Raw genomic sequence first — 14,225 nt, forward strand, 5'->3', positions numbered from 1 at the left:
TCCTGGCCCGCCGCGCGCACGGTACTTCCGGCCCCAACCGGCGCGGGTTCATCGGTCCATCGGGGTGGCGCCCGTCGCGGTGACGGACAGCTCCCAGAGCCGTGCGGCCGAGTCGGGGTTGATGGCGTACTCGCGGACGCCGCCGTCGTCCATCGGCGTGTTGGGGCCGGAGACACACGTGCGACGTCGCAGTCTTCGAAGTAGAGTCCGCCGCGGTCGTCGAGGAGTGGGGACGTGGCTGCCCACACACCGGTGGCGTCGCCCTGGGAGGGCGTCTTGAAGTCGGCGCCGATCACGTTGCCGTGTGCGTCCACCCATCCGCGTTCGATCGTTCCTGAAGCGGCATCTCCGCTATAGAGCTCGCAGGCGCGATTTCGGGTCGGCGTGCCGGAACGATGACGTGGGCCCCGGCGGCCGTGAGGGCCCGGGTGGTTTCCAGGCCGAGTCCGGAGTAGCCCCTGGTCACGACGGCGCTCGTGCCGGAGAGGTCGAGACCAGCCATGACGTCCGCGGCTGTGCTGTTGGCGGTGAAGGGCGAGCCGATCGGATGCTGCTCAGTGCGGGTCATGCCGTCGACGCTACGACCTGGAGCGAGGTCCAGGGCAAGTCCCGGACCGGCCGGCACGGCAACGGGCCAGGCAGGACTTTGCGGACACCCCCTACGCCTTGCGGGCCGTGGTGGAGGCGAAACCCAGCCAGGTGTGGCGGTTGCCCCACCAGCACCAGCCGACCTTCGGGGCGTTGCGACGCTCGCGGCCGTCCCGGCCCGTGCCGTTGCTGATCCAGATCGCCGGGGTGCGGGCGTCCAGGGCGCCGTTCGCCTTGTGCAGCCGGGAGCCGATGGTCATGAAGCAGTGGTTGCGTTCCAGGGCTGCCGGTTGCTGGAGCACCCAGTGGATGCCCTCGGTGAGGAGCAGCGGGGTGCGGTCCTGCTCCGTGAGGGCGGGCAGTGCCTCCTCCGGGCTCCAGTTGGCCATGTGGTCACCGCGATCGAGGCCGGTGAGGAGGTAGAGGGGCGTGCCGGGTGGCTCGATGCCGTCGGCCGGGACGAAGCGGTCGACGTCGGGCATGTCGGTGACGACGAAGCCGGGCTTGCCGTCGCGGCGGAGCAGCGGGGCGAGGGCGGAGGCGGGGGCGCGGTCCGGGTGCACTGCGAGCAGGGCGTCGCCGGATCGGCCTTCGGCTTCCTCGGCCCATGCGCGCAGTTCGTCGGCGGGCATCCCCGCGAGCCGGTGCACCCCCAGCTCGATCAGGCGCTCGGCCTGGGTGACCAGGGGCGGGAGGGAGGGGACGGCGGGAGTGGACAAGGTCTTCGGCACAGTACCCCTGGGTTCGGTCGGAAGCAGTGGGCCCCAAGGCAACGAAGTGGCTCGTCGCCGTGTTCCCCGCAGCGCGGCCACGGACGTCCGTGGCGCCGCTCCGGTACCCGGCCCGCTCCACTCCCCCGGTGGTTGCGCCGCGAAGGCCTCTGCCTCGGCCGGGCCACCGCGTGGAGCCCGTCAGAGTTGCGAGCCGCCTGATGCGTCGAAGCGTTGGCCGGTGATCCATCCGGCATCGGGCGAGGCGAGGAAAGCGACGATGGAGGCGACGTCGGAGGGCTCGCCGATGCGTTCGAAGACGGACATCCGGGCCAGGTTCGCGGCATCCTCGGGAGTGGTGCGGAGTTTGGCGTTCATGTCGGTCGCGACGAAGCCCGGGGAGACCGTGTTGACCGTGATGCCGCGGGGCCCGAGCTCCTTGGCGAGCACCAGGGTGAGCGTGTCGACCGCGCCCTTGCTCATGGAGTACACGACGGACTTCGGGTAGGCGATCCGGGTGGCGACGGAGGAGATGTTGATGATCCGGCCTCCCTCCCGCATGCGGGTGAGGCCTTCCTGGACGATGAAGAGGAGCGCGTTGACGTTGACGGAGAAGATCTTGTCGATCAGCTCCGGGGTGACCTCGTGGATCCGCGCCGAGCCGCTGACGCCGGCGTTGTTGACGAGGATGTCCATCCCGGGCTCGAGGCCGCGCCCGGCCAGTTCGGAGTCGAGGGCGGCGTAGAGCGCCTGGGCGTCGCCGGTGACGCCCAGCCGGGTCCGGAGGGCGAAAGCCCGGCCTCCGGCGGCCCGTATGGAGGTCACGACGTCATGGGCCGCTGCACCGTCCTGTCCGTAGTGGACCACCACGAGCGCGCCGTCGGAGGCCAGACGTTCGGCGATGCCACGGCCGATGCCGCGGCTGGCACCGGTGACCAGTGCCGTCCTGCCCGCCAGCGGTCCGTCGGCGCTCTGTGCCCGCGGCTGCTGCTCCGGAGCGGGGGGCCGGGGTGCAGAGGAGTACGTCAAGGTTCGCGCCGTTCTGGACCCGGTCCGAGTGAGCTCGTGGCCGATTGTCTGACTGATTGCCAACTAATCCTACGGATCTCCTGGACGTATGATCCCGGCCGTCCGGCTTTTCGAGATGAACGGTGTACTGATGACCGAGCCGCGTCGCCCGCAGCGGGCCGTGCCTCGCCAGGTGGTGATCACCGGCGTCACCGGCTTCATAGGAGCGGCGGTCCTGTCCGCACTCGCCCGGATCCGGTGCGAAGAGCCGGAGTCCGCCGCGCTGCGGCTGAGGGTGGTGGGCCGTCGGGACCCCCGGGAGGGCGGCCTTGCCGACGAATGGGTCCGAGCAGACCTGTCCGACCCCGGGTCGCTGCGCGACAGCTGTGAGGGAGCGGACGTCCTGGTCCACCTGGCTTCGCTGATCGGCTCCGACGAACGGCAGTGCGCCGCCGTCAACACCGAGGGAACCGCGGCGCTGATGGACGAGGCCCGCCGGGCCGGTGTCGGACGGATCGTGCACCTGTCCACCTCGGCCGTCTACGGCTGCGGACCACACCGCGGCATCCCTGTGGACGGTGTCGTTCCGGCGCCCGTTTCAGCCACCAGCCGGACGCGTCTGGCGGGCGAGGCGCCGGCACTGGCCGCGGGGGCGGTGGTGCTCCGTCCCGGTCTGGTGATCGGCCCCGGAGACCGCTGGGTCGTACCGGGGCTGGGAGAACTCCTCGAAGCCACCGGGGCGCTGTGGGGAGGCGGGCGGGCTCTGCTGTCCCTGGTCGCGGTCGGCGATCTGGCCAACCTCATCGCCCGCCTCGCGCTCGGGTACGGCCCGGACGGGGGAACCGTGTGGCACGCCAGTCATCCGGAGCCGGTGCGCACGAGCGCTCTGGTGCGGGCGCTCGCCGGGCGGGAGATCGTGCCTCCGGTGGAGCGGGACCTCCCCGAGGCGGAGTGCCTGGAGCGGCTGGCGGCTTCCGGTTCCCGGTTGAGCCCGCGTCAGTTCTGGCTGCTCGCGCAGGACCACTGGTACGACAGCGCCGGGATTTGGGAGGCCGCCGGCTGCCCGCCCGGGCCGGGGCCGCTGGCCCGCCTGGACGAGGCGGCCGACTGGTACCGGGAGCACATGGCTCTCGTATGAGGCGCCCGGCCGTCGCGGACGGTCGTCTTCGACGACCCCTCCATGAAGGCCCGCGCGTCACGACGTCATCGACCGGCCCCGGCGCACCCGTGCGACGGGGCCGGCGGCTTTCCGGGCACGGCCGCCCTGGAAACGGGGAGGGTGGGGGTCCCAGGGACTGGGCCGGATCTGGGGCCGGGTCGGGGTTCGGTCCCTCGTGGCGTTCCGTGCCGGGGGGCGCGACCCCTCCCTCGGTACTCCCTCCCCCGCCGAGGGGCTGAAGGCCGGTTCGGACCCTTCGGTCCCTGTCCCTTCAGTCACTGCATAAACCTGCAGGTCAGGGGCTCGGGCTCGCGGGCACAGGGACCGAAGGGACTCAATTCTCTAGTTATGAGCCAGATATGAACATGGGTACCTCTACCTGCTCTTTCTTACGCCCGCGCATACACACACGCACATAAAGCCTGGAAGTAGTGATTCTGAGTCCCTTCAGTCCCTGAGATTCTGGCTCCACCGCTCTGACCTGCAGGTTTCTCGAGGGACTGAACCGGGAGGGACTGAACCGGGCCAGGGACCGTTCAGTACCTGGGTGCGCCGGCACCCGGGTGGGGTCGTCGATAGGGCCGTCAGCTTCCGGGCGGGGAGGGACGGCTTACCGAGGGACCCTCGGGCCCTGGTGGAGGTGGGGTGGAGTGGCACTTGCCGACGGGGGGTTCGCGCCACGACACGCCCGGGCGTGCACCGGGGTGGATCGGGGAACTTTTGCGGACGAACTGGGGTAGAACTTCAGGGACTGAGGGACTGAAGGGACTGAACTCTCAATACAGCGGTTTTATCGGGCGGAGCCTGCGCGATGTCTGCGGTACGCTCCGCGATAGTGAATCTTCAGTCCCTCTGGTCCCTGATGTGCAGGTCGGACGAGCACCTCGGAGAGCAGCCCGGGACAGGAGGAACCGTCCCTGAACACGCGTCAAGGAAGAGCCAGTGCCCGTCTATTCCCAGAACCTGCCCCAGGGCGTGAGTGGCGGGACGGCACTGGACGTGGCGACCTGGATGGCCCTGCGCGGGTATCCGGTCCATCCACTGGCTCCAGGGACCAAGACGCCTGCTCCGAACTGCCCCGACTGCCGGGGCGGTCTGCATTCTCCGCAGGACTGCACCTGCCGTTCCCGGGGACGCTGGTGCCACGGGTTCCATGCGGCCACCACCGACCTCCCTACGCTGCGGGACTGGTGGGCGGCCGAGCCCGAGTTCGGGATCGGGGTCTCCTGCGGGCCTGCCGGGCTCGTCGTCATCGACGTCGATGCACATGCCGATGCCGATGACGTGCCCGCCAGGGAGCGGCTGCTGCCCGGCATCCCCATCGACGAGCGCGTCGACCTGACCGGACTCGGCAGCGGCTACGACACCTTGGCGCTGCTGGCCGCGTACCGGTCCCGGCCCAACCCTTGCGAAGACACGTCGACCCTGCGGGTGCGCACGCCTTCCGGAGGGATGCACATCTGGTACCGGCTGCCCAAGGGCGGCCCGCGCCTGCGGTGTTCCAGCGGATCGAGCTCGAAGGTCGCGCTGGCCTGGCAGGTCGACGTACGTGCCGTCGGCGGCTACATCGTGGCGCCCACGACGCGTACGGCCGCCGGCGTGTACGAGGCGCTGCCCGGTGCGCGGCTGCCCGCGGCCCTGCCGCTGTGGCTGACCGCCGAACTCGTACGCACCGGCCATGGCATCGACACGGCCCCTGTGGAGCCCGTAGCGGCCCCTGGAGGGCCTGTACGGGGTTCGCGTGGCCGCGGGTCCCTGCAGGGCGGGCAGCGGGCTCTTGCGGGGCTCCTGGAGGAGGTACGGGCCTGCGGGGCCAGCCCGGCCGGAACGGCCTTCAGCGAGAAGCTCAACCGGGCCGCCTTCACCGCCGGAGGGCTCGCCGCGGGGGGTCACCTCGCCGCCGGGGAATGCCGCCGGCTGCTCCTCGAGGCCGCGGACCACGCCCGACCCCACCAGACGCGCCGCAACGTCCTCATCGTCGAAGCGGGGCTCCGTGCCGGAAGCGGCCGACCGATCCCTCCCAAGGAACGCCCATGAGCAGCGCCGGAAGCACGGGGTTCAACGCCCAGGCAGCGGCGGAACAGCTTGCTGCGTTCGCGCCCGAGAGCACCGACACCGCTGCCGCCGCGCGCGGCAGGCGGCTGCCGGCCCAGCAGAGCGGGGCTCCGGCGGCCGGGGGCGGCGGAGCCGATTTCGTCGCGACGGGGCTGCTGCAGAACCTCAGCGACCGCGGCAACGCGAAGCTCTTCGCCCATCTCCACCACAACCGGTTCCGGCACGTGGAGGGACTGGGCTGGTACGTGTGGGACGAGTACCGGTGGAAGCGCACCGGCGGGGAGAAGGCCGCGATCTGGGCCGCCGGGGACATGGCGGAGGAACTGCCCACGCACGACTCCCGGGGTGTCTTCACCGACCGGGAGCTGTCGCAGCACCGCAAGCGCGCCATGTCCACCTCGGGCGTGAAGGCGATGCTCACGCAGGCCAAGGCCTCCCCCGAACTCGCCCTGGACCCGGACGTCCTGGACGGCGACAAGTACGCGCTGTGCACCCCCGCGGGCGTCGTGGACCTGCGCACCGGTGACCTGCACAAGCCGGATCCGACCCGGGACCTGCACTCGCGCGCCACTTACCTGGCCCCCGAGGCCATGCCCACGCCCCGGTTCCACGCCTTCCTGAACCAGACCTTCGGCGACGACGACAAGGGCAAGGAGATGATCAACTTTCTTCATCTCCTGCTCGGCTACTCCATCACCGGCGACGTCGGCGGCCAGGTGCTGCCCTTCCTCTACGGCGTCGGCGCCAACGGCAAGTCGGCGCTCCTCGACGTCGTCATCAAGATCCTCGGGGACTACGCGGACGTGGCCCCGCCCGGGTTCCTGATGGAGCGCGGGAAGTTCAACGAGCACTCGACCGAGTTGACGGAACTGCACGGCCGCCGCCTGTTCGTCTGCAGCGAGCTCAAACCGCACGACAAGTTCGACGAGGCACGGGTCAAGCTGCTGACCGGCGGCGACCGGCTCAAGGCGCGGCGGATGCGGCAGGACTTCTTCAGCTTCGAGCCGACCCACAAGCTGTGGCTGCTGGGCAACCACCGTCCGGAGGTCGGCACGGGCGGCCATGCCTTCTGGCGCCGGATCCGGCTGATCCCGTTCGAGAAGGTCGTCCCCGACCACCGCAAGATCGACAACCTGGCGGAGGCGCTCGTACAGGAGGAGGGTCCGGGCATCCTCCACTGGATGATCCAGGGGGCCAAGGCCTATCTCGCCACCAAGCCGGCCCTGACCGGGCCCAGCGTGGTCCGTACCGCCACGCAGGCGTACGCCACCACCGAGGACCACATCGGGCGGTTCCTGGCCGAGTGCTGCACCACCGGGGCGGAGCTGCCCGAGCCCCGTGATCTGAAGGTGGAGCAGGGAGCGCTGTACCGCGCGTACAGTGCGTGGTGTCTCGACGGCGAGGGCCTTCGTCCCGCCACGACCCGCGCGTTCGCCACACGTATTCGAGCCGAGGTCGGCGTCGCCTCGCCCAATGAGATGCTCCGCTCGAACGGGCAGAAGTTCTACCCCGGCCTGGCGCTCCTGGCCGACGAAACGCAGAACCCGCGCGAGGCGAACAGGGCAAGCGCGCCGTGAAAGGCCTACGTGTGCCACCGCCCGGGGGCGGGCACGCCTACGATGGACAAGGACGATGAACAGATCCACCAGCCGGCGGCGGCCCTCGGGGGCCTGCCGGATACCGGCTTCGACGCCGCTCGCGGCGTGGCGGAACAAGGGGCCTGGAAGGGCCTACGTGAACGAGGAAGGATCCAGGCCATGAGCTCGCTACTGACTTCAAGCGATCTCGCCCACGAGGACAAAGTGGTGTGGCTGGAGGACCCTGAAGAGCTCGATTACGTGCGCCAGGCCCTGGACAAGACCCCCCGGCGCCGGGGGAAGCCGCGCTACCACCGTGACGGGCGCATGATCGGCTTCACCGAGCTCGGCGACACGGCGGAAGCGGACCCCGACAGCGGCCTGCAGAAGCGGCGCGTCTTCTACCTGCTGCCGCACGACCGCGACGCGGAGCCCGAAGGCCTGTACCGGGAGGGCGCGCCGGGCGAGGCCGTGGATCCGCGGACGATCGAACCCCGGCAGGTCGGCCGGAAGACCGCGCGGTCGCAGCGAGGGCTGTCCACGCCGACGGTTGCCTGATGCCGGCTTTCGTCTGATGCCGGCAGTTGGCGGATTCAGTCCCTCCGGTCCCTCTGGTCCCTTCAGACCCTTCCGTCTTCCGGACGCGATGGCTGGAAAACGCTTCAGGTAATGGCGAAATTCAGTCCCTCTGGTCCCTTCGGTCCCTCCGGCCGGGGTTTCAGAAGGCGAAGTCGACGTAGTCGATGTCGGTGAACTCGACCAAGAGGCCCGTGGCGCGGGAGCCGTTGTCCTTGAAGTACATCTCCTGGAGGGCTTCGGCCGCGATCTGCTGGAGCCGGGACTCGGCGGCGCCGGCTGCCTGGGCGCTGAAGAGGCGGGCCGCGTACTCCGGGGGCAGGTGCTGGGTGATGCGGCGCATGCGGCCGTCGTCGGTGGTGCCGGGGGCGGCGGTGAAACCGAAGCGGGCGCGGGTCTCGATGACCAGGCCGGTGGTCGAGGCGGCCCTGTCGCGGGCACGCTTGCGGACCAGGGGCTGCCAGCGGCGGCGTACCTCGGACTCGAGGCGGCCGGCGAGCGCCGGCTTGGGCTGCTTGATCTGGTCCTTGACGTAACGCTCGACCGTGCGCTGGGAGATGCCGAGCAGGCGGGCCGTCTCCCGGGTGGATTTGAGCTGCTTGACGAGGAAGCGCATCTGGGCGCCCGCCGACTTGGGGACGTGGCGGGTGAAGTGCAGTTCGTCCGCGCGGGTCAGGCTGTCGTCGATCTGGGTCATGGACTACTCTCCGTCGGCTGCCGCGTCGTGGCCCTTGATGTGGCGCGCGGGATTGTGGTTCTCGTCGAGCATCTGCACGGCCCAGAGGAGGGGCTGGGTGCCCTCGTGCTTGACCATGCCAGGGCTGACGCCGAGGCGGAAGCCGCCGGGCAGGGGCTTGCCTTCGGGGGTGCGGGGGAGGAAGTCGAGGGGGCTGGGGCCGTCGGAGAGGTATACCGCGCAGTCGGAGAGGACGGCGATGGGGTACTGGCCGGCGGCCGTGGCGAGCTTGTTCATCTTGCGGTGCATGTTGACGCGGGCCGTGGAGATGACGGCGGCGCGGATGTCGGGGCGCCAGGTGGGGCGTTCGAGGGCGGGCCAGGCTTCGCCCGGGCGGTAGCCGGCGCCCTGGGGGCGTTCACGGAGCTTGCCGATTCCGCCCTTGACGGTGGACTTGATGGCCGAGAGGACCGGCTTCAGGACCGGGTCGGAGTGCTGCTGAAGTTCTGCCATCGCCGTCAGGAACTCGGGCTCGGGGAGCGTCGAGGTGACGCCGAGGTCCGCCATCGTGGCCATGTAGGCGTCGCGGAGCCGGGTGTACCAGGCGTCGAGGTACGGGCCGTGATCGAGGCGGAGCCAGCCCTCGGTCGGGTGCACGTCGTGGCCGAGCTCCTGGGCGTAGGCGAGGGTCGGGGTCGCGTACCAGGCCGGGCCGGTGGGGGGTCGGCCGTGCGGGGTGAACGGGCTGGGGAGGCGGGGGTCGAGGGCGATGGAGGAGAGGTCCGCCAGCCAGCAGCCGGGCAGCTTCGGGTCGAAGCGGGGGCCGGTGCGGTGGGTGGCGGGGCCGAGCCCGACGGGGAGCCGGTTGGCCGCCGCGGCGAAGGCCATGTTCACGTCGATGCCGACGGCGTGGGTGCGGGTGCACTCGGCGTCGGTGAGGAGCTCCGGGTCGCGGATCCAGTCGTACGCCTCCTCGTCGAGGACCTCGGCCGGGGTGCGCTGGTGGGAGCGGGGGTAGAGGGCGGCGACCACCGGGTGCTCGTCGGGGGCCTCCGGGGGAGCCGGGTCGACGGGGCGGGTGAGCGAGCCGGGGACCGGGGCCGAGACCCAGGTGTTGGTCGCTTCGTCCTTCGCGGCACGGGTGGGCGGGCGCAGGGCCGTCATGAGTTCGAGGCCGGTGACGGCGGTGGAGCCGCGGGGGGTGAGGACGCGGGAGGCGTAGGTGGTGAGGAGCTCCGCGAGTTCCGGGGCGGGGAGGTCGGGGGTGCCCTCGCCCCAGGCGCGGGGGTCGAGGGCACCCCACGGCAGGATCGCGAGCTGGACGCACTGGCGGCCGGTGGAGGGGGTGGCGGGGCGGTAGATGCGGGGCCAGGGACCGAAGCCGCGGCGGGTCAGCTGCCACTTGGCCTTGGTGAGCTGCTTGATGACCGGGTGGTTGTCCGGGAGGCGCAGGCCGCGGCGGTCCTCGAGGGCGAGGGGGAGGCCGAGGAGCTCGAGCGCGGGGGCGGTGAGGACGAGAAGGGGGTCGCCGTCCTTGCCGTTGCGGTGGAGGCGGGGGGCGCGGAGGCCGGCGTCGGGGCCGAGGGCCCAGGTGAGGATGGCCGGGAGGCCGCCGGTGGTGGGGTGGTCGAGGACGAGGCCGGCGGTGGTGTGGGCCTGGCCGGTGCCGGTGAGGACGGCGAGGGGGCCGTTCCCTTCCAGGGGGGTGGGGCGGGGCCGCCGGGGTGTGGCCGGGGGGCGGGCGTTAACGGCGTTAACGCCGTTAACGGTCGGGGTCGGTTCCGCCGACGGGGCCGGGGTGGCGGGTGCTGCCGAGGGATCGGCGTTAACGGCGTTAACGGTCGGCGCGGGGGCCGCCTCCTGGGCCGCCTCCGGGGGCTCGGCGTTAACGGCGTTAACGCCGTTAACGGTGGGGGGCGTCGGGGTGGGGCCCTGCGGGGCTGTTCCCCTACCCGCCCCTTCCCGGAACCGGGGCTCCGCCCCGGACCCCGGGGCTGCCGGATTGGCCCGGGGCTCGGCGTCGGCGGGGGCGTTAACGGCGTTAACGGGTGCGGTCGGGGCAGCAGCGTTAACGGCGTTAATGGTGGGTGCCGGGGCGGCGGTGGCGTTGATGGCGAGCGGGGTGGCGTTAACGCCGTTAATGGTCGCCGGGGGCGGGGTGGCGTTAACGGCGTTAATGCTCGGGGCCGGAGTGGGGGTGTCCCCGGGGGCTTCGGCGTTAACGGCGTTAACGGCGTTAACGGCGTCAACGGGGTGGAGGGTGGAGAGGCCCTCCAGGAGGCGGGCGTACGCGGCGCGTTTGGGAGGGCGGGGGGCCGTGCGGCCCGTTTCCCAGGAGGTGACCGTTTCGCGGCGGACGGAGAGCGCCTTGGCGATCTGGTCCTGGCTCAGGCCGGCGGCTTCGCGCAGGCGCTTGCGCTCGTCCGGGTGCGGGAGCGGGTCCTGGGCGGCTGCTTCTTCGAGCAGGGCGTCGACCGCTGCGAAGAGGCTCTCTTGTTCGTTGGGCATTGGTACCTCCAAGGGCAGCCTATGCGAATCGCACGATCGAACGCACACGAAACGCACGTGGGGGCGTTAACGGCGTTAATGCCGTCAGCGCCCCCGTCGTGGGTGTTGCCTCGGATGCCTGGCTCAGAGTCGCAGCAGCAGGAGCTCGGTGACGGCCTTGAGGTCGTCCGGGGTGAGGTGGGCCGTCAGGGCGTCCGCGATCGTTTCCGGGGTGTCCGTCGCGATCGTGATCCGCGGTGTCGAGGGCGTCGGGGGTGCTGGGGGAGAGGGGGGCGAAGGGGGAGCGTTAACGGCGTTAACGGCGTTAACGGTCGGCGTCGGGTGGGCGCGTTGGCGGGGAGGGGCGACCGTGTTGAGGGTCTCGTCCGCCGCGGCCTCCTGGTGCTCCTGGGGGAGGCGGCCGATGCGGCGGGCCGGTTCGACCTTGAGCTCGCCCGTGTCGACCTTCTCCTGGAGGCTCGGAGTGAGGTTCAGCAGGGTCAGGCGCTGGGAGACCCAGGCCGCCGTCTTGCCCAGGCGCTTGGCGACCTGGGCTTGAGAGCCGTGGACGTCGACGAGTTCCTGGAGGGCGCGGGCCTGGTCCATGGGGGCGACGTCCACCCGGTGGACGTTGGCGATCAGGGCAGACTCGAGGATGTCCGCCGCGGAGGCGGACAGGGCGTCGTTCACGTGGATGTGCATGGTCTTCAGGCCGGCCAGCTGGGCCGCCGCGAGGCGCCGGTTGCCGTCGATCACCACGTACGGGGCGCGCCCCAGCCCGTCGGTCTGGCCCGGGTGCGCCTCCATGAAGGCCATGCGGGTCGCGACCGCGAGGGGCTGGAGCTGGCCGCGGGAGACGAGGGACTGGGCCAGCTCCTCGAGTTCGGTGAGGTCCTCGCGGAGGTTGAACGGGTTGTGGGCGAGCGCCTCGATGGGGACCTCGGACGGCGGGACCATCCCGGAGGTGGGGGCGCCGGTGGCCTCCGCGATCGCCGCGCGGCGGGAGCTGACGCCGACGGGCTGGGCCCGCGCGAAGGATGCCGAGACTCCGAGCTTGTCGGCCTTGCTCATGAGATCTCCCTAGCGAGGGCGCGCATGGCGATCGCCTGGTCGCCCTTGGGCGAGTAGACGAAGAGGGGCTGCTTCACGCGGACGGCTTCGCGCTGTTCCTTGAGGTCCGGTACGACGGCGACGACGCGCGGATCCTTTATGTCCATCCACGCCTGGAGGGAGGAGGTCGCGATGTAGCCGCGGCGGCCGTCGTAGAGGTTGACGACGAGGCCGAGGTAGTCGATGTCGAGGCTGAGGTCGTCGCGCAGGTCGTTGATCTGGGAGGTGAGGAGGTCGTACGCGTCGGCCGACGAGTCCTCCGCCTGTACGACGATCAGCGCGCCGGAGGCGCCCGGCTGTTCGGTGTCGCGGCGGCGCCCGTAGTAGATGGCGGCGTCCATGCTGAGGCCGAGGCTCGGCGGGCAGTCGATGAGGATGACGTCGTAGTCGGATTCGACGGGGCCCAGGGCGCGTTCGAGGGCTGCCTCGCGGGCGCGGACCGTGGAGAGGCGGACGTCGAGGAGGAAGGCGTCCGTGCAGGCGGGCAGGAGGTGGAGGCGGTTGCCGAAGCGCTGGTCCGGGATGGGGACGATCAGGTCGGCGAGGGGGCCCTTGGCCTCGCCGGCCATGTGGCAGGTGAGGCTGTCGCCGCCGATGGGCAGCGGCTGCTGGCCGAGCTGCTTGGTGAGGTGGCCCTGGGGGTCGAAGTCGATCAGCAGGACGCGCATGCCGAGGCCCGGGAGGTCCTCCAGGTCCAGGGGGGTCGTCTCGGGGTGGGGCTGCTCGCCCTGCCTGCCCTCGTCGGACGCCGCGGCGCGGGCCAGCTGGCGGGCGATGCGGACCGGGTGGAGGGTCTCCGGGTCCTCGGCGAGGGCCTCGGCGGTACCGGCGGTGATGGCGGTCTTGCCGACGCCGCCCTTCTGGTTGCACACGACGATGCGGCGTACGACGGAGGGCCGCTTGACCGTGGGCGCCGGGTTCATCTCCAGCCAGAGGCGGACCGCTTGGGCCAGCCCCTGGATGAGGGAGACACCGCGGTCCTTGGAGCCGGCGCGGAAGGACTCCCACTGGCCGGCGGGCAGCCAGGTGGAGAACGATTCGGCGCCCGAGGTGTCGACGGGGGAGGGGGCGGAGGCGAGGGCGCTCCAGTGGGCGATCCCCTGGTGAACGGCGTCCTGGATGTCGATCCGCAGCTGGGCGGTGCGGATTTTCAACTCCTGGCGGAGCCACGGGGGGAGCTTGGAGACGACCTTCTCTCGGTCGCTCTGAGACGAGGGCGAAGTCATGAGAGGGACTTTACTAACGTTCGCGGGCGGATGTGGGCGCCACGCTTGGGTTTTGCTAACGATGTGGGTGTGAGCGCGGGTGAGGCGCAGGTGGGGGCGCGGGTGTCGCGGCCGGATCCGGGTACGCGACAGGGCGGCCTCGCACACGCCGTAGCGAGCACCCCCGTGGTTCGCCACGGCGTGTGCGAGGCCGCCCTGGATACGTCGTCAGCCGACCGGAACCGCGGAGGACTCCGGGGCAGGCAGACCGAGTTCGGCCCGGCAGGCGGGCGAGCCCGCCGGGTCGAAGTGGGGGATGCGGTGCGCGGGCACGATCCCCGGGAGCAGGAAGTGCCACAGGTCGACGACCCGGGTGTGCAGGTCTCCGCGGCCGGTGCGGACGTGCGAGGTGACCTGGATTCCGGTGAACGATCCGACGAGGAGCGTCGAGAGGTCGTACACGTCGAGCGACGGGAGGATGTCGCCGCGCTCCTGGGCCGGCTTCAGGCAGCCGTGGGCGGTGTCGATCCAGGCGTTGTACGGGGTCGGGTCCGGGTTGGTGAAGGAGCCGAACTCGATGACCAGGCGGATGCCGGCGCGGATGCGGACGTTCGCGCGCAGTCCGTATGCCATCTGGTGCGTCAGGTCGATGACGGTCTGCAGACCCGGTTCCTCGACCGCGGGGACGCCTGCGGCGACCTGGAACTGCTCGTCCATCAGGGCGCGGGCGAGGGCTTCCTTGGACTGGAAGTGGAAGTACAGGGCGCCCTTGGTGACCCCGGCGTGCTTGACCACGTCGCTGAGGCTGGCGCCGCCGAAGCCGAAGCGGTCGAAGGCGATGGCCGCACCGTCGAGGATCGCCTGCCGGGTGATCTCGGCGCGTTCCTGGCGGGCCCTTGCCATGTGGTCTCCCTGCCGCTTGCCGCCCGCTGGTGCTTGGCGGTTGGTGTCTGTTGCCGGGGTGCGAGCTGTGGTCGTCGCTGCGGCGGAGGCTCGTACAAGGTCAATCTAGTGGGGCGGCGGCAAAGAAAACCAGTCGACAAGTACTTTTTAGGGGAGGGCGAGTGATGGTTT

The 14,225-nt window shown here is 71.0% G+C and carries 11 protein-coding genes and 1 pseudogene; 4 read left to right on the forward strand and 8 right to left on the reverse strand.

The window, feature by feature from the left end; genetic code table 11:
* Positions 1-48: 48 nt before the first annotated feature.
* From OG299_RS40635 to OG299_RS40645, 3 genes and pseudogenes are all read right to left on the reverse strand, one after another.
* Positions 49-568 (reverse strand): annotated as a pseudogene (locus tag OG299_RS40635) (hypothetical protein).
* 91 nt (positions 569-659) lie between these two features.
* Positions 660-1,319 carry a DUF5701 family protein gene (locus tag OG299_RS40640; RefSeq protein WP_327364723.1) on the reverse strand — a complete coding sequence of 220 codons (660 nt, stop codon included), beginning with the start codon at positions 1,317-1,319 and terminating at the stop codon, positions 660-662.
* Between the two features lie 180 nt (positions 1,320-1,499).
* On the reverse strand, positions 1,500-2,255 hold the full coding sequence (locus tag OG299_RS40645) for an SDR family oxidoreductase (RefSeq protein ID WP_266636824.1): 756 nt from the start codon (positions 2,253-2,255) through the stop codon (positions 1,500-1,502).
* 202 nt (positions 2,256-2,457) lie between these two features.
* On the opposite strand from OG299_RS40645, the gene OG299_RS40650 reads away from it, so the two are divergent.
* From OG299_RS40650 to OG299_RS40665, 4 genes are all read left to right on the forward strand, one after another.
* Positions 2,458-3,444: an NAD-dependent epimerase/dehydratase family protein gene (locus tag OG299_RS40650; protein WP_266636725.1), complete on the forward strand. Its 987-nt coding sequence runs from the start codon at positions 2,458-2,460 to the stop codon at positions 3,442-3,444.
* A 963-nt stretch (positions 3,445-4,407) separates the two neighbouring features.
* Positions 4,408-5,502 (forward strand): bifunctional DNA primase/polymerase, encoded by a 1,095-nt coding sequence (locus OG299_RS40655; RefSeq protein WP_442817615.1) that lies wholly within the window; start codon positions 4,408-4,410, stop codon positions 5,500-5,502.
* A complete protein-coding gene (locus OG299_RS40660; RefSeq protein ID WP_327364724.1) occupies positions 5,499-7,097 on the forward strand; it encodes a DNA primase family protein in 1,599 nt (532 codons plus the stop codon). The genes OG299_RS40655 and OG299_RS40660 overlap by 4 nt, the downstream gene beginning before the upstream one ends.
* Before the next feature lie 180 nt (positions 7,098-7,277).
* Positions 7,278-7,655: a DUF6009 family protein gene (locus OG299_RS40665; protein WP_266636822.1), complete on the forward strand. Its 378-nt coding sequence runs from the start codon at positions 7,278-7,280 to the stop codon at positions 7,653-7,655.
* A gap of 160 nt (positions 7,656-7,815) precedes the next feature.
* Here OG299_RS40665 and tpg read toward each other — a convergent pair whose 3' ends face one another.
* The 5 genes from tpg to OG299_RS40690 all read right to left on the reverse strand — a co-directional run bounded on the left by tpg (position 7,816) and on the right by OG299_RS40690 (position 14,054).
* Positions 7,816-8,370 carry a telomere-protecting terminal protein Tpg gene (gene tpg, locus OG299_RS40670; protein ID WP_266636721.1) on the reverse strand — a complete coding sequence of 185 codons (555 nt, stop codon included), beginning with the start codon at positions 8,368-8,370 and terminating at the stop codon, positions 7,816-7,818.
* 3 nt (positions 8,371-8,373) lie between these two features.
* Complete coding sequence (tap, locus tag OG299_RS40675) at positions 8,374-10,857, reverse strand: telomere-associated protein Tap (protein ID WP_327364725.1); 2,484 nt, start codon at positions 10,855-10,857, stop codon at positions 8,374-8,376.
* Between the two features lie 123 nt (positions 10,858-10,980).
* Positions 10,981-11,907, reverse strand: a complete 927-nt coding sequence (locus OG299_RS40680; protein ID WP_266636718.1) for a ParB/RepB/Spo0J family partition protein — start codon at positions 11,905-11,907, stop codon at positions 10,981-10,983.
* On the reverse strand, positions 11,904-13,172 hold the full coding sequence (locus OG299_RS40685) for a ParA family protein (protein WP_266636717.1): 1,269 nt from the start codon (positions 13,170-13,172) through the stop codon (positions 11,904-11,906). The genes OG299_RS40680 and OG299_RS40685 overlap by 4 nt, the downstream gene beginning before the upstream one ends.
* 207 nt (positions 13,173-13,379) lie before the next feature.
* A complete protein-coding gene (locus tag OG299_RS40690) occupies positions 13,380-14,054 on the reverse strand; it encodes a ScbR family autoregulator-binding transcription factor (RefSeq protein ID WP_266636716.1) in 675 nt (224 codons plus the stop codon).
* Positions 14,055-14,225 lie beyond the last annotated feature (171 nt).

Source organism: Streptomyces sp. NBC_01296 (assembly GCF_035984415.1).
Classification (GTDB): Bacteria; Actinomycetota; Actinomycetes; order Streptomycetales; family Streptomycetaceae; genus Streptomyces.